General features: G+C 68.5%; 16 protein-coding genes and 1 pseudogene. 16 read left to right on the top strand and 1 reads right to left on the bottom strand.

Annotated features, from left to right (window positions below):
- Positions 1-161: 161 nt before the first annotated feature.
- The 5 genes and pseudogenes from egtA to egtD all read left to right on the top strand — a co-directional run bounded on the left by egtA (position 162) and on the right by egtD (position 5275).
- The gene (gene egtA / locus OG622_RS07735) at positions 162-1436 is read left to right on the top strand and encodes an ergothioneine biosynthesis glutamate--cysteine ligase EgtA (RefSeq protein WP_371574279.1); all 1275 of its coding nucleotides are present in this window, start codon (positions 162-164) and stop codon (positions 1434-1436) included.
- Positions 1433-2779: an ergothioneine biosynthesis protein EgtB gene (egtB, locus tag OG622_RS07740; RefSeq protein WP_371574281.1), complete on the top strand. Its 1347-nt coding sequence runs from the start codon at positions 1433-1435 to the stop codon at positions 2777-2779. The genes egtA and egtB overlap by 4 nt, the downstream gene beginning before the upstream one ends.
- Entirely contained in the window at positions 2779-3588 is an 810-nt protein-coding gene (gene egtC / locus OG622_RS07745) for an ergothioneine biosynthesis protein EgtC (protein ID WP_371574283.1), read from the top strand. Before egtB ends, egtC begins: the two co-directional genes overlap by 1 nt.
- A pseudogene (locus OG622_RS07750) lies at positions 3585-4079 on the top strand (L-histidine N(alpha)-methyltransferase); the annotation flags it as partial. The gene egtC and the pseudogene OG622_RS07750, both read left to right, overlap by 4 nt.
- 215 nt (positions 4080-4294) lie before the next feature.
- Positions 4295-5275: an L-histidine N(alpha)-methyltransferase gene (egtD, locus tag OG622_RS07755; protein WP_371574284.1), complete on the top strand. Its 981-nt coding sequence runs from the start codon at positions 4295-4297 to the stop codon at positions 5273-5275.
- A 158-nt stretch (positions 5276-5433) separates the two neighbouring features.
- Here the strand turns inward: egtD and OG622_RS07760 are convergent, their stop codons facing one another.
- Complete coding sequence (locus tag OG622_RS07760; RefSeq protein ID WP_371574286.1) at positions 5434-6105, bottom strand: GntR family transcriptional regulator; 672 nt, start codon at positions 6103-6105, stop codon at positions 5434-5436.
- Between the two features lie 69 nt (positions 6106-6174).
- Here OG622_RS07760 and OG622_RS07765 point away from each other — a divergent pair, with 69 nt between their 5' ends.
- The 11 genes from OG622_RS07765 (at position 6175) to OG622_RS07815 (ending at position 15978) form a co-directional block, all read left to right on the top strand.
- Entirely contained in the window at positions 6175-7122 is a 948-nt protein-coding gene (locus OG622_RS07765) for a C-terminal binding protein (RefSeq protein WP_371574288.1), read from the top strand.
- Positions 7119-8021, top strand: coding sequence for an alpha/beta fold hydrolase (locus OG622_RS07770; RefSeq protein WP_371574290.1), 903 nt, complete (start codon positions 7119-7121; stop codon positions 8019-8021). Before OG622_RS07765 ends, OG622_RS07770 begins: the two co-directional genes overlap by 4 nt.
- Entirely contained in the window at positions 8018-8830 is an 813-nt protein-coding gene (locus OG622_RS07775; protein ID WP_371574292.1) for an N-acyl homoserine lactonase family protein, read from the top strand. Before OG622_RS07770 ends, OG622_RS07775 begins: the two co-directional genes overlap by 4 nt.
- 75 nt (positions 8831-8905) lie before the next feature.
- The gene (locus OG622_RS07780) at positions 8906-9766 is read left to right on the top strand and encodes a fumarylacetoacetate hydrolase family protein (protein WP_371574293.1); all 861 of its coding nucleotides are present in this window, start codon (positions 8906-8908) and stop codon (positions 9764-9766) included.
- A gap of 524 nt (positions 9767-10290) precedes the next feature.
- Entirely contained in the window at positions 10291-11097 is an 807-nt protein-coding gene (locus tag OG622_RS07785; protein WP_371574295.1) for an MBL fold metallo-hydrolase, read from the top strand.
- Positions 11098-11202: 105 nt separating this feature from the next.
- A complete protein-coding gene (locus OG622_RS07790) occupies positions 11203-11622 on the top strand; it encodes a nuclear transport factor 2 family protein (protein WP_371574297.1) in 420 nt (139 codons plus the stop codon).
- 608 nt (positions 11623-12230) lie between these two features.
- On the top strand, positions 12231-12497 hold the full coding sequence (locus tag OG622_RS07795) for a 4-oxalocrotonate tautomerase family protein (RefSeq protein WP_371584029.1): 267 nt from the start codon (positions 12231-12233) through the stop codon (positions 12495-12497).
- Positions 12490-13311, top strand: a complete 822-nt coding sequence (locus tag OG622_RS07800; RefSeq protein WP_371574298.1) for a cyclase family protein — start codon at positions 12490-12492, stop codon at positions 13309-13311. The genes OG622_RS07795 and OG622_RS07800 overlap by 8 nt, the downstream gene beginning before the upstream one ends.
- Positions 13312-13371: 60 nt before the next feature.
- Positions 13372-13788, top strand: a complete 417-nt coding sequence (locus OG622_RS07805; protein ID WP_371574299.1) for a heme-binding protein — start codon at positions 13372-13374, stop codon at positions 13786-13788.
- A gap of 3 nt (positions 13789-13791) precedes the next feature.
- Complete coding sequence (locus OG622_RS07810; RefSeq protein WP_371574301.1) at positions 13792-14556, top strand: SDR family NAD(P)-dependent oxidoreductase; 765 nt, start codon at positions 13792-13794, stop codon at positions 14554-14556.
- A gap of 54 nt (positions 14557-14610) precedes the next feature.
- On the top strand, positions 14611-15978 hold the full coding sequence (locus tag OG622_RS07815; RefSeq protein ID WP_371574303.1) for an ABC transporter substrate-binding protein: 1368 nt from the start codon (positions 14611-14613) through the stop codon (positions 15976-15978).
- The last annotated feature ends 20 nt before the right edge of the window (positions 15979-15998 follow it).

Raw genomic sequence — 15998 nt, forward strand, 5'->3', positions numbered from 1 at the left:
ACTTCCCGAAAACAGAGATCGACAATCCGCATTGTCATGATGTGTCCCCTTGTGCGAAAGCGGCACGAGGGTTTTGGGTGGGACGAGCGCCGCCGGTCCGCCCCATCGGGATCGGATCGACGGCTTGGCCGACGAGATGGGCATCTCAGGAGGATCCCGACATGTCAGATTCGCTGAGTGGCTGTACGGAGCAACGCTCCGCGGTCACCGAGGCGGAGGTGGAGGCCCTGGTACGGGGCATCTGCTTCAAGACCGGTCCACCCCGCACCCTCGGTGTCGAACTGGAATGGCACGTCCACGAGCTGCGTGATCCGCGGCTCCCGGCAACACCCGCACGACTCGAAGCGGCCTACGCCGCACTGCGGACCCTGACCCTGAACTCACCCCTGACCGTCGAGCCCGGCGGCCAGCTGGAGCTCAGCTCGGCGCCGGCCGCCTCCCTGATGGAGTGCGTCGGGTCCGTCTCGGCCGACCTCGCCGCCGTACGCGCCACACTGCGCGAGGCGGATCTCGGCATCAGCGGCTTCGGCCACGAACCCTGGAACTCCCCGACCCGCTACCTCCACGAGCCCCGGTACGACGCGATGGAGATCTATCTCGACCGCTTCGGACCCGAGGGGCGGTCCATGATGTGCTCCTCCGCCTCGGTGCAGGTGTGTCTCGACGCCGGGTTCGAGGAGCCGGGCCCCCTCGGTCACCGGCGGCGCTGGTGGCTGGCGCACCAGCTCGGCGCGGTGCTGGTGGCCGCGTTCGCGCACTCGCCGCTGGCGCGGGGCCGGATCACCGGCTGGAAGTCGACCCGGCAGGCGCTGTGGGCGGCGATGGACCCGGCGCGTACCGACGCCCCGGAGCTGGACGGCGACCCGCGCGGAGCGTGGGCGGGGCTGGTGCTGGACGCGCCCGTGATGTGCGTACGGGCGGACGAGGGTCCCTGGGGGGTGCCCGGGGCGATGACGTTCCGGGAGTGGACAAGATCCGACACCCCGCCGAGCCGCGCCGACCTCGACTACCACCTGACGACGCTGTTCCCGCCGGTGCGCCCGCGCGGCCACCTGGAGCTCCGCATGATCGACGCGCAGCCCGGCGAGGACGGGTGGATCGTGCCGCTCGCCGTGACGGCGGCGCTGTTCGACGACCCGGAGGCCGCGGAGATCGCCTATCGGACCGTCAAGCCCCTCGCCGAGCGGGCGGGTTCGCAGCCGCCACCGCGCAATCCGCTGTGGGACGCGGCCACCCGTGACGGTTTGGCCGATCCCGAACTGCGGGACGCGGCGGCCGTCTGCTTCGCCGCGGCGGCCGAGGCGCTGCCCCGGCTCGGCGCGAGTTCCGAGGTGCGGGACGCGGTCGCGGCGTACACCGACCGCTATGTGGCCCGGGGCCGCTGCCCCGCCGACGATCTCCTCGACCTGTTCCACGGGAAGGACCTCCCCGCATGACCGCACCCGAGACGTCGGCCCCGACGGCCGACGCCGACCCCGGCATACTCCGGGAGCGCGCGCTGGCGGCGCTGACCACGGCCCGGGCCCGCACCGCGCTCCTGACCAATGCCGTCGACGAACCCGATCTCACCGCGCAGCACTCGCCGCTGATGTCCCCGCTGGTGTGGGACCTCGCCCACATCGGCAACCAGGAGGAGCTGTGGCTGCTGCGCAACGTCGCCGGGCGGGAGGCGATGCGGCCCGAGATCGACGGGCTGTACGACGCCTTCGAGCATCCGCGTGCCGCGCGGTCCTCGCTGCCGCTGCTGGCTCCCGAGGAGGCCCGGCAGTATCTGCACGAGGTGCGCGGCCGGGCCCTTGACGTGCTGGAGAGCGCCGACTTCCACGGCACCCGGCTGACCGACGCGGGTTTCGCGTTCGGCATGATCGCCCAGCACGAACAGCAGCACGACGAGACGATGTTGATCACCCATCAGCTCCGCCGGGGCCCCGCCGTGCTGTCGGCACCGGACCCGCAGCCCGTCCCCTTGTTCACGGGCCCTGCCGAAGTCCTCGTGCCCGGCGGGGAGTTCATCATGGGCACCTCGACCGAGCCGTGGGCGCTGGACAACGAGCGGCCCGCGCACCGGCGGACCGTCCCGCCGTTCCACATCGACACCACGCCGGTGACGAACGGCGCGTACCAGGCGTTCCTCGCGGACGGCGGCTACGACGACGAACGCTGGTGGACGGCCGAGGGCTGGGACCACATCCGTGCGCACGGCATCCACGCGCCGCTGTTCTGGCGGCGCGACGGCCGGCAGTGGCTGCGGCGGCGATTCGGCGTCACCGAGGTCGTACCGGCCGACGAGCCGGTGCTGCACGTGTGCTGGTACGAGGCGGACGCGTACGCCCGCTGGGCGGGGCGCCGGCTGCCCACCGAGGCCGAGTGGGAGAAGGCGGCCCGGCACGACCCCGTCACCGGCCGTTCGGCCCGCTACCCGTGGGGCGACGCCGACCCGACGCCAGAACACGCCAACCTCGGGCAGCGGCATCTGCGCCCGGCACCGGCCGGCAGCTATCCGGTGGGTGAATCACCGCTGGGTGTACGGCAGTTGATCGGTGACGTGTGGGAGTGGACGTCGAGCGACTTCCTGCCCTACCCGGGGTTCACGGCGTTCCCGTACAAGGAGTACTCGGAGGTGTTCTTCGGCCCCGAGTACAAGGTGCTGCGCGGTGGCGCGTTCGCCGTGGACCAGGTGGCGTGCCGGGGGACGTTCCGCAACTGGGACTATCCGATCCGGCGGCAGATCTTCAGCGGGTTCCGCACGGCGCGGGACGCCTCCCCCGAGGTCGTCTGATGTGCCGTCATATCGCTTACCTCGGGCCGGATTCGGCGCTGGGCCGGGTCCTGGTGGACCCGCCCCACGGTCTGTTCCGGCAGTCGTGGGCGCCCCGGCGGCAGCGCTACGGGACGGTCAACGCCGATGGTTTCGGGGTCGGTTGGTACGCCGAGGGCGACCCGGTGCCGGGGCGGTACCGGCGGGCCGGACCGATCTGGGGCGACCAGTCCTTCGCGGACCTCGCCCGCGTCGTCCGTACCGGGGCGCTGCTGGCCGCCGTACGGGACGCGACGGTGGCGGGTGCGGACGACGAGGCCGCGGCGGCGCCGTTCACGGCCGGGCCCTGGCTGTTCAGCCACAACGGGGCGGTCGCCGGGTGGCCCCGGTCCCTGGCGCCGCTCGCCGCCGAACTCCCGGCCGTCGAGGTGCTGTCGATGGAGGCCCGCAACGACTCGGCGCTGGTGTGGGCCCTGGTCCTGAACCGGCTGCGGGCCGGTGACACGGAGGGCCAGGCGCTGGCCGACACGGTCCTGGATGTCGCTCGGGCGGCCCCCGGGTCACGGCTCAATCTGCTGCTCACCAATGGCGAGACCATCGCCGCGACGGCCTGGGGCGACACGCTCTGGTATCTCACCGAGCCCGGCCGCGGGACGGTCGTGGCGTCCGAGCCGTACGACGACGATCCGCACTGGGTGGAGGTCCCGGACCGCACGCTGCTCGCGGCGAGCCGAACGGACGTCCTGCTCACCCCGCTCAAGGAGCTGGAGGAGGCCACCCGCCCCCACGACGACTCCTCACCCGTACTTCCGAAGGAGCCCCCTGCGTGAGTCCGTTCCTTCTCACCCGCACCCTGCCCGAGGACGCCACGGACGCCGCCCTGCGCGCCGACGTCCTGGACGGTCTGACCCGCACCCCGAAGACGCTGCCGCCCAAGTGGTTCTACGACGCGCGCGGCAGTGAACTGTTCGAGCGGATCACCGAGTTGCCCGAGTACTACCCGACCCGCGCCGAGCGCGAGATCCTCGTCGACCGGGCGGGACTGAACGTGCACGCCCTGATCGCCGACTTCACCGCCGGGCTCGAACTGCCCGAGACCCCGGGACCGCGCCTGGTGGCGTTCCTCGGCGGCACCATCGGCAATCCGGTGCCCGTGGAGCGCGCCGCGTTCCTGGCCGCCGTCCGCGCGCTGCCGGCGCCCGGTGACGCGCTGCTGCTGGGCACGGACCTGGTCAAGGACGAGGCGGTACTCGTCGCCGCGTACGACGACGCGGCCGGGGTGACCGCCGAGCTACGTGGGTCGTTCATCCTGTCCGTTGTCCGCACCGCAAGGCCCACCCGTGTGCCCAAGCCCAGGCAGAGAAGCCGGATCGGTAAGGGACGAACTCGGCCTGCTTCCCGGTCCCGTCGGTCACCCCGGGTGCCCGGCGGCCCGGTGATGGGGAGCGTGCCCGCTGCCGCCGGCGTTGCGCGCTCGACAAGGAAACTGCGATCCCGGCACTCCGCCGATGTGGCGTCGACCGAAGAGAGGCACGCATGACCGACACCCGGGCCTACGGCTACACCGACACCCTCGAGGCCGAGCACTACGCCAAGGCACTGCGCGCCGACATCAGCGACGGGCTGACCCACGCCCCGAAGTCCACGGCGCCCACGTGGTTCTACGACGCCCGGGGCAGCGAGCTGTTCGAGGAGATCACCCAGCTGCCGGAATACCCCTTGTGGCGAGCCGAACTGGGACTGCTCCAACTCCATGCCCAGGACATCGCCGTGCGGACCGGAGCCCGCAGCCTTGTCGAGCTCGGGTCCGGGAGCTCGACGAAGTCCAAGCTGATCATCGAGGCACTGGATCCGGTCGGGCTGCACTACGTCCCTGTCGACGTCAGTGCGGACGCGCTCCACCAGGCCAGCGCCCAACTCGTCCAGGACTACCCGGGGATCCGCCTGCACGCCCTCCGCGCCGACTTCACGGCTTCCCTCGTCCTACCGACGCTGCCCGAGGACGGCCCACGCCTCATCGCCTTCCTCGGCAGCACGCTGGGGAATTTCCGACGCCCTGCCCGTGGACCGTTCCTCCGCGGGCTCCGAGACACCCTCCGCCCCGAAGACTTCCTTCTCATCGGCGCCGACCTGGTCAAAACCGAGCAGGAAATGATCACCGCCTACGATGACGCTCAAGGCGTCACGGCCGAGTTCGACAAACATCTGTTGCACGTCTTGAACCGCGAGCTGAACGCCGACTTCGACCCGGACGCCTTCGACCACGTATCGGTGTGGAACGGCACGGAAAGCCACATCGAAATGAGGCTGCGCAGCCGAGTCGAACAGCTCGTCAAGATTCGAGGCCTTGACCTGGCGGTGAACTTCGCGCGCGGAGAGGAATGGATCACCGAGCGGAGCGCGAAATTCACCCAAGACGGACTCAAGGAAGAAATGACTGAAGCGGGTCTCCGTACGAATCAGCTCTGGGCCGACACCAACGCCGGCTTTGCACTCATTCTCGCGACCGCTCGCTGAACACACTGGTGCGCGATCGTCGATGAGTCCAGATCGCTGCTCTGCCGACAGGTCGGCAGAGCAGCGACGGCTGGTAGGCGGCATGAGTTCGCTCGCCCCCGACTTCACCGGTCACAGCGACCGGCGGGACCCTGCCGCTTCGGCGCTGATGATCGAGGCTAGTGCAACTGGTCCCCGACAGACGACTTGATCAACGCCTCGACCAAATCGAGATGGCGCGCTGCCTCCGCGTCGATCGCCCGACTGTCACCTGCGGTGAAGGTGTCGAGCAGTGCGCGGTGGTCGTGCTGCGCGGGTTGATCGACATGAAACGCGGTTACCCCCAGACGGACGTAACGCTCGGACGTCAGCCACAGCTGGCCGAGAACCCGCCGGGAGACCGGGTTGAGTGCGGGCGCGAGCATGCTCTCGTGGAATCTGCGGTGCACATCAAGCCACCGCTCGACATCGTCGCCGCTCAGTTCGTGCAGCTCGTCGTGCAAGGTGGTGGCCAGTTCGATGTCGTCCATCGTGCGGTCCGCCGTGGCCTGAACCATCAGGGGCGGCTCGATGAGACGGCGCATCGCGTACGTGTTCTCCAGCTCGGACAAGGTCAGCTGGGTCACCATGGTGCCTTTGCGTGGGACGGTGACGATCAGTCCCTCGGCCTCCAGTGTTCGCAGCGCTTCCCGTACGGGGACCACCGAGACGCCGAAGCGTTCCTGGAGGTCCTTGGGCAGGAGGCGACTGCCCGAAGGGATTTCCCTGGTCAGGATCAGGGCACGGACGCGGTCAACCAGCTCGCGGTTGATGCCGGAGGACAAAGCGACGTCGTTGCTGCGTGGTGCCATCTAGGGACCTCCGCCTCCTTCTCTGTCGACAATCCTTGACGTTTAGAGTTTATAAACTAGAGTCTCTATATGCTCATCGTACTCGCGGACACCGTCTTCCCCGACTCCGCCATCGAGCGCAACGTTCTCGCCGAGGCCGGCCACGAGCTGGTGATCGCCGACTCCCCGGACCAAGCCGTCGAGCTGCTGCCCGAGGCCGACGGCGTCCTCACCGCCTTTCTCGACCTGTCCGCCGAGCGGATCCACACGATGAAGCGGGCCAAGATCATCGCCCGCTACGGCATCGGTGTGGACAACGTCGACGTGGCGGCCGCGCACAGTCAGGGCATCACGGTCACCAACGTGCCGGACTACTGCATCGAAGAGGTCGCCACACATACCGTGGCGATGCTGCTGTCACTGCTGCGCAAGCTGCCCGAGGCGGACCGGCACGTCCGCGCGGGTGGATGGGGCGTAGCAGGGGTACGACCGCTGCGCCGGGTTTCCGAGCTGACCATCGGGCTGATCGGCTTCGGACGCATCGGACGCCTCGTCGCGGAGACACTCGCACCCCTCGGGCCGACCCTGCTGGCCAGTGACCCCTACGCACGATCGGTGCCCGACCGGGTCCGCCTGGTGGAGCAGTCGGAGTTGCTGGCGGCCAGCGACGCCGTACTTCTGCACGCACCTCTGACACCCGGTACGGCCGGCCTGATCGGTACAGAGACACTGCTGACGATGAAACCGGGCGCATTGCTGGTCAACGCGTCCCGCGGCGGCCTCGTCGACCTGACCGCCGTCACCGACGCGTTGCGCGACGGCCGGCTCGGTGGTGCCGCGCTCGATGTCTTTCCGACCGAGCCTGTTGACCTCCCGTCGATCTCCGACATCCCGAATCTCCACGTGAGCTCACACATCGCCTACTACTCCGAGGAAGCGCTGCGTGAGTCCCAGCACAAGGCGGCGACACAGATCGTGCGCGTGCTCGCGGGCGAGGCACCCGACTACCCGGTCGTTCCGCCGAAGGAGTCCGAATGATCGAACCGACTGGTATCACTCACCACACCGCACGGCTCAACGGGATCAGGCAGCACTGGGTGAGCGCCGGTTCCGGTCCGCCTGTATACCTGCTGCACGGATTTCCCGAGACGTGGTTCGCCTGGCGCAAGCAGATTCCCGTGCTCGCGGAACGGTTCACGGTGATCGCGCCGGACCTCCGCGGCTACGGTGCCACGGACAAGCCCGCCTCCGGCTACGACAAGCGGACCATGGCGGGCGACGTCATCGCCCTGATGGACCACCTCGGGCACGACAAGATTGCGTTGGTCGGCCACGACCGCGGCGCCAGGGTCGGTACGCGCTTCGCGAAGGATCACCGTGACCGGATCGACCGGCTCGTCGTCATGGACAACATCCCCACGCGGGTGGTGGCCGAGGCCTACGACATCGCCCTCGCGCGACTGGGCTACTGGTTCTTCACCTTCCTCGCCGTGCCCGACCTGCCCGAGGCCCTGATCGCGGGCCGCGAGGAGACCTGGCTGACGCACTTCTACCGCGACTGGTCCTACGACCCGGAGATGCTCACACCCGAGGAGATCGCGGTGTACGTGCGCGCCTACCAGCAGCCGGGTGCGGTTCGCGGTTCGTGCATGGACTACCGGGCCGGAGGCGAAGACACCGCCCAGGACCGGGAGGACGCCGACGAACTGATCGACTGCCCGGTCCTGGCCCTGTGGGGAGCGGACTTCGACCTGGTCGGCAAGGCGTTCGACGTACTGAAGGTGTGGCAGCAGATGGCGCACACCGTCCGCGGCCGGGCCATCCCGCAGTGCGGGCACCTCTGCCAGGAGGAGCGGCCCGACATCGTCAACGCCGAGCTGCTCGAGTTCCTGTCCGGTTGGAACAACCAGCACAACCAGAAGGGGAAGAGGCCATGAAGGGTACGAAGATGTCCCTGCTGGACCTGGGACGGATGGACGTCGACGACGGGTTCTTCATTCGCGGCTGTGGCGCGGCGACGTTCTCCCACCCCGAGGCTCCGTCGCAGCTCCGCCACTGCGCGGTGATCGCGACCGTCATCGAGCATCCCAAGGCCGGGCCGATCCTGTTCGAGACGGGCTGCGCGCAGAACGCACGCGAGGAGTGGCCCGCTCCGGCGTGGGAGGCCTTCCCCCGCAACGTGTACGAGGAGCGTCACCACCTCGACAAGGCGCTCGAAGCGGCGGGCTACGGCATCGACGACATCAAGGCGGTGGTGATGGGGCACCTGCACCTGGACCACGCCGGCGGCCTGGAGCACTTCCGGGGCAAGAACATCCCGATCTACGCCCACGAACAGGAGATCCGCGAGCACTACTACGCCGTGGCCACCAAGGAGGACATCGGCGCGTACGTCCCGGGGGATCTCGACTGGCAACTGAACTGGCAGGCCATCTCCCGTGAAGAGATCGAACTCTTCGAGGGCATCACCCTTCGCCACATGCCAGGCCACACCCCCGGACTCATGACCATGCAGGTGGACCTGAACAACTCCGGCACCTTCATGCTCACCAGCGACTTGTTCCATGTGCGGGACCTCTTCGAACAAGGGATCCCACAGGGGTGGCTCGGGCGCGACTCGCACTCCTGGTGGCGAAGCTACCGCTGGATGAAACTACTCCAGCAGCGCTACGACGCCACCATGGTCTACGGCCACGACGCCACGGTGCTGGAGGAACTCCAACGGCAGGCCGCCAGCTTCGACTGACCTCGGATCGGGTGGTGCGCTTCCGCCACACCACCCGATCCTCCTCACCGTTTGGCGATCAGAGAGGAACGTTCCATGCGCTTCGCCAGAGTAGGTGCTGCCGGGTCCGAGATCCCGGTGTTGCTGACGGCCGAGTCGTCCGAGCGAGGCTACGACCTCCGGCCGCTGACGACGGATATCGACGGTTCCTTCCTGGCGAGCGGCGGAATGGGGAGAGCCGCCGAAGCCGTCGTGGAGGGGGCGCTGCCGCAACTCGAACTGAGGGGTCAGCGCATGGGACCACCCATCGCACGTCCCCACGCCATCTACGCCATCGGGCTCAACTACCGTGACCACGCCGCCGAGACAGGCATGGACCTGCCTTCGGAGCCCATCGTCTTCAGCAAGGCGCCCAACAGCCTCAGCGGCCCGGCGGACGACATCGTCTTTCCCGCCGACGCGCACCGGGGTGACTGGGAAGCCGAACTCGGTGTCGTCATCGGCAAGCGCGCACACCATGTCAGCGACCCGCGGGAAGCCGCCCAGAGCATCGCCGGCTATGTGGCCGTCAACGACGTTTCGGAGCGCAGTTGGCAACTGGAACGGGGCGGCCAGTGGCTCAAGGGGAAGTCGTACCCGACCTTCAACCCGGCCGGCCCGGTCCTGGTCACGCCGGACGAAGTGGGCGACGTGGCGGACCTGCGCCTGACCCTCAGCGTGAACGGCGAACGTATGCAACAGGGTTCCACCGCGGACATGATCTTCGACCCGCACTACTTGGTCTGGTACCTCAGTCAGTTCGTCATGCTCGAAGCGGGCGACCTCATCAACACCGGGACACCCGCGGGAGTCGGCATGGGCAAGACACCTGCCCGCTACCTGCATGACGGAGACGAGATCACGCTGTCGATCAGTGGTCTGGGCAGCCAGCGCAACCGAGTCCGCATGACCGCGTGACACGCCCCGCAGACCTCCGGCTCTTGGTGAACCGCCCCGCGGACGGCGGATCCTGCAACTGAGAGGCACACCGCTCATGAAGCTCGGCTACGACTTCGATGTCCGCTGCGGCTGGTCGTACGGTTTCGCTCCGACCCTGGCCGGACTGGCGTCCAATGTCGCCCCGCTCCAGAAGTGGACGTAGTGTCCGGCGGCCTGTTCACCGGCTCGCGCCGGTACCGATCCGCGAGTTCGGGTACGCCCAGGGAGCCAACGCCAAGATCAACGAACTGACCGGGACAGTGTTCGGACTCGGCCGCGCAAGGCGTCCGCAGGTTCGCCGCCCAGGGCGGCCTCGCACAGACGGCAGCCCTGGGCGTCCACAGCTTCCCCACTCTGCCGGCCGTCACGGGCGAGCGCTCCATGGTCCTGGCGGTCGGCCATGCCGCCGCCGACGAGATCAAGCAGCGCCTGGCCGCTCTCGTCGGCACACACTGACCGCCCTCCCCCGCCCATCCCCTCACCTCTTCCCTGAAGGAATCGCCATGAGCACCCTCGACTTCAAGGTCATCGACCTCGACTTCCCCGTCGGCTCCAAGAACAAGACCGCCACCCTGATCACCGGTGAGGAGCAGGCCTTCCTGATCGACGCCGGGTTCACCCGTGCCGACGGCCACCGCCTCGTCGCCGAGATCCTCGACTCCGGCAAGACCCTCACCAAGGTCTTCATCAGCCACGCCGACCCCGACTTCTACTGGGGCGCCGAAGTCATCGCAGACGCTTTCCCCACCGCCGAACTCCTCGCCACCCCACTGGTGATCGAGCACATCGCAGCCGCGTACGAGGGCAAGCTCAAAGCCTGGGAAGCCGTCGGCGCCAACCGCCCCACCCGCCTGGTCGAGCTCGCCGAGCTGACCGGCGACATCACCTTCGAGGGGCACGTGTTCCAGCTCAAGGGCGGCCACCCCGGCCTGCCCGACCGCCACTACCTGTGGCAGGCCGAACACCGCGCGATCGTCGCCGGCGTGCTGCTGTTCCAGAACGAGCACGTCTGGGTCGCCGACACCGCCACCCCCGAGTCCCGCACCGTGTGGATCGAGCTCCTCGACGAGATGGCGGCCCTGGCCCCCGCCTTCGCCGTCCCCGGCCACCGTCTGCCCACCACCACCGTCGACGCCGGCCCCATCGCCTACACCCGCGACTACCTCACCACGTTCGAGGACGAGCTGGGCAAGGCCGACAACGGTGAGGCGCTGACCAAGGCGCTGGTCGCCCGCTACCCGGACTGCGGGATGCTCATCGCCGCCCAGCTCGGCGCCAAGGTCGCCAAGGGCGAAATGACCTGGGGCTGACCCCACACCCAGACACGGTCCGGTGCCGGGCGCCGCAGGCACCCGGCACCGGACCGTCCCACGCACCCCGCTCGCTCGCGCCCCGCCCCCCGGAAAGGCCACCACATGAGTGACACAACCGACTTCCACACCTCCCCCGCCCCCGCCGACGTGGTCCGACGCCAATACCTCGCCTCCGCCCACGGCGACCTCGAGGCCCTCCGCAACACACTGGCCGACGATGTCGAGTGGACCGAGATGGCCGGCTTCCCCCTCGCCGGCACCTACCGCACCCCCCACGGCGTCACCTCCGCCGTCATGGAACAACTCGGCAAGCACTGGGACAGCTGGACCGCCCACGACGACACCTACATCGTCGACGGGGAGAACGTCGTCGTCCTCGCCCGCTACACCGCCACCAACAAGGCCACCGCAAAGGACATCGACGTCCGCGTCGCCCACCACTTCATCGTCCGCGGCGGCCACATCGTCCGCTTCGAACAATTCGTCGACACCGCCGAAGTCCGCGATGCCATGCAGGCCTGATGTGTCATCAGTTCCCTTTTCAGTGGGTCCATTTGCCCATCAGGCCCATGCACTGAAGAGAGCACCTCGCTCAACGCGGTGATCCCGTCGAAGCGGACTCCGCGCCACAGCCGGCCTGGCGTGTTCACTCCTCCGCTGGTCAGCTTCTGCTCGATCAGGCGGAGGACGTTTCTCGACTGATGGGCAGCGGCCCCTCACGGCCTGCTCGCACGTGCCCGCGTCCCGTAGGACGAACTCACGCCGCCCTTCGGGTCGTAGACCCGCGGTGCGCCGACCGACGCGTCATGCGGTCCGAGCGAGGGCTGACGCGGCGCGCGACTCAAAGGACCTCGCGAACGCCGCTCGACGGCCCGTCCGGCGGTCAAGCGCATGCCATGTCATGGTGCGCCGGTCGGCAGCGTCCATGCGGTCTCCTCCCGCGCCGGCAGGTTCCGTGACCAACCTGGTTCAGCGGAGCCGGAAGCGTCCGGCCGCTCAGCACGGCGACGTACGCGGGCCGCCAAGGCGCTCTGCGACACCGGTACGGCCCTGACAGGGGCTGAGCGGATTGGCTCCGCGCGAGCACGCAAAGTTATCGAAGTTTCAAGCCTTGTTTCTTCAGGCGGACCCTGTTTACTCTACCGAAACGCCAAAGGTGGCGTTTCGTCTCATCGAGAACGAGGTCTCCGGCCATGCCCCTGCTGCAAGTGCATCTCCTCGAAGGCCGGCCCGCGTCGGTCAAGACGGAGCTCGTCCGGGAGCTCACGAAAGTTGTCGAGCGCGTGCTCGGGTCACGTCCCGAGCGGATCTCGGTCCTGGTCGCGGAGTACGCAGAGGGTCACTGGAGCGTTGCGGGCGAGCCCCTGGAACTGCCGCAGGCGGCTCGTCATGAGTGAGCCGCGCACCACCCTGACCGACCTCGTAAACACGTTCGAGCTCTGTGCGGTCTTCGAGCTCGAGCACCCGCGTTACGTCGGGGCGCCGATCTTCCCGGCCCACTGGCCGGGCTTCGTCTACACGCTGCACCGACACCACGAGGCCCTCGGCGCAGGCGTCCGCACCAGCGCGTCGGGCACCATCACGATGCAGGAGCACTCCGGGACCCACATCGACGCGCTGTGCCACCAGGCGGTCGAGATGCAGATGTTCGGCGGTGTGGAGGTGACCCCGCAGGTCCAGACGCCGCGCGGATTCACCGAGCTCGGCGCCGAGACGATCGCTCCGATATTCCGCCGCGGCGTCCTCCTCGACGTCCCCGCGACGATGGGTGTCGAAGCACTCGAGCCGGGCTACCTCGTCACGGCCGACGACCTGGCCCTGACCGAGAGGACCCAGGGCGTGGTTGTCGGCGACGGTGACTGCGTTCTCATCCGCACCGGCGCCGGCAGTAGCTACTCGAAGCCGGAGAAGTACCTGGCCGGCGCCGGCATCAGCCCGGAGGCAGCCCGGTGGCTGGCAGCCAGGAACCCCTACCTCTGCGGCGCCGACAACGTCGCGTTCGACGTCCCCGAAAACAGTGATCCCGAGCTCGGATCGCTGCCGTGCCACGTGGTGCTGATCTACGAGGCCGGCATCTACATCGTCGAGAACCTCCAGCTCGAGGACCTGGCCGCCAGCGGGAACCACGAGTTTCTGTTCGCCTGTCTGCCGCTGAAGCTCGCGGGGGTCACGGGCTCACCGGTCCGCCCTGTCGCGCTCGTTCTTCCCTGACCGCACGGCCAACTTCCCTGGCCGCTTCGCGAACCCGAGAACCAACCTAAGGAGAACCCCGTGGGATCGCTGTCCCTCAGCCAGGCCCAGTCCGCTCTCGAGGCATGCCTGGCCAAGGCGAACGACATCGGATCGCCGTCATCCATCGCTGTGCTCGACGACGGGCGCGAACTGCTCGCGTTCGCCCGGATGGACGGCGCGCTTCTGGCCAGCGCGGCCATCTCGCAGGCGAAGGCCTACACGTCTCGCTCACTCGGCTGCGACACACGTGACGTGGAAGGGCTCGCTCAGCCGGGCGGTGCGCTCTTCGGGATCCACACCGCTCACCTCGCGGTGGGCAGGGCCCTCATCACGTTCGGTGGCGGAGTGCTCGTCACCCTCGACGGCGAACCGGTCGGCGCCATCGGCGTCGCGGGCGGTACGCCGGACCAGGACCACGAGATCGCGGCCGCCGGCGCGGCAGCCCTGGCGGGCTGAGCCATGACGGACCTGAGTCAACTCAAGGGCAAGCGGATCGTCATGACCGGCGGGGCCGCCAACATCGGCCGTGCCTGCGCGCTCCTGATGGCCCGCCACGGTGGGCACGTGGTCATCGGCGACATCGACGTGGCCGGAGCCGAGGAGACAGCCGCGCTCATCAAGAAGGAGGGTGGTGCGGCGTCGGTCGTACCGACCGATGTCACCTCCGAGGCGGCCATGAAGAATTTGGTCGACACCGCCGCCGAGCGGCTCGGCGGGCTCGATGTCGGCTTCTTCAACGCCGGTCTGCAGCGCTCGGGTGCCGTCACCGACTTCGAGGTCGCGGAGTGGGACGCCCTCTTCATGGTGAACCCACGACACTGCTTCCTCGGCGCGAAGCACCTGACCCCGCATCTGCGGGAACGAGGCGGATCGATCGTCCTGACCTCGTCGATCGCCGGCATCAAGGGCGGGCCGGGCATGACGGCGTACTCCGCGTCCAAGGGCGCGATCGTCGGCTTCGGCAAGGCGCTGGCCGCCGAGCTCGCCCCGCACGGGATCCGGGTCAACACCGTGTGCCCCGGCTGGATCGACACCCCCTTCAACCAGCCCGCCATCGACTTCATGGGCGGGCGCGACTCGCAGGAGGAGGCCGTCCAACAGGTCGTCCCCCTCGGGCGGCAAGGCGTTCCCGAGGAGGTGGCGGGAGGCGTGCTCTTCCTGGCCTCCGACGCTTCGTCGTACATGACCGGCCAGCTGCTGGTCATCGACGGCGGCGTCGCCTGAACGACGCGGTGAACCAACTCCAACCACGCATGGCAACTCTTTAAGGAAACGCACATGAGCAGACGTAAGCCGACGGCTCGCCCGTCGCACCTCAGCTTCCCCTCCATAGACGTGTCCCGCCGTGGCTTCCTCGGGGGCGCCGCAGCCCTCGGAGGTACGGCACTGCTCGCTGCCTGTGGCGGCGGGGGCGGCGCCAGCGGCAGTTCCCCGACCAAGGTCGACACCTCGAAGATCGACCCCGGCGCGGGCAAGGCACTGCAGGGCATCTTCGGACCCGGTGGCAAGGCAGGCGGCTCCGGAGTCACACTGTCCGCCGGCATGCTGCTGGCGATGACGGGGCAGGGCTCCTTCTTCGGCAAGGTGATGAGCCAGGGCGCCAAGCTCGCGGCGGCCCAGATCAAGGCAGCGGACGGGATCACGTACGACATCCACATCGGCGATCACAAGAGCGGTGACGTTCCGGCCGCGCTCAGCTCAACGCGGCAACTTGTCACCCAGAACAAGATCAAGGTTTTGCAGACCTCGTACGGCGCTCCCAGCGAGGCGATCGTCCCGCTGATCGGCCAGAACAAGCTGCTCTCCTTCAACGGCGGCGGCTCCAGCCCGGGCCAGGTCGGCAAGCCGTTCCTGTGGCAGACCCGGATGATCTTCGGCGACGACCCGTGCCCCGGCGCCCTGGCCTGGATCGCCAAGACGTTCCCGAAGGCCAGGAAGCTGGCGATCATCGGCACCCAGGAGAACGGCGTCACGGGGGCCAAGACCATCGCCCCCGCGGCCTGGAAGCGCCTCACGGGCGGCTCGGTCGTCGCCAACGAGCAGCACGACGTGGGTGCCACCGACTTCAGCTCGATCGTCGCGCGCATCAAGTCCGCCCGTCCGGACGCGATCCTGACCTTCAGCTTCGGCGACGACGTGGGCTACCTCGTCAAGCAGCTCAGGGAAGCCAACGTCAAGGTGCCGATCATGGGCATCGAGTTCACCGGGCAGGCCGCGAAGGTCGCCGGTGCGGCGTACGACACGTACACCTTCGCGACCGACTTCTACGACCCGAAGAACCCGAACCCCTGGAACAAGGTGTTCGTCGACGGTCACAAGAAGATGTTCGGCGAGGACCCCGAGTACTACGGGGCCAACTACTACGAAGAGGTCTTCTTCGTCTGGGAGCTGGTTCGTCGCGTCCTGGCGGACGGCGGTGACGCGACCGACACCACCACGTTGCAGAAGGCGCTGGTGGCGAACCCGAAGTTCAAGTCCCTGTACGGGGGCGACGCGAGCGCGCCCGGGGAGGTCGAGTTCAGTACGGCCGACCACACCATCTCCAAGCCCATGGGCGTGTTCAAGGTCGTCGGCGGACAGCCCGTGAAGATCGCCGACATCGTCAAGCTCGCCTCGGGAGCAGACCCGGCAAAGACGCTGGTCTGACCAGACCGACCGAGGAGCAC

The organism is Streptomyces sp. NBC_01314, from assembly GCF_041435215.1.
GTDB lineage: Bacteria > Actinomycetota > Actinomycetes > Streptomycetales > Streptomycetaceae > Streptomyces.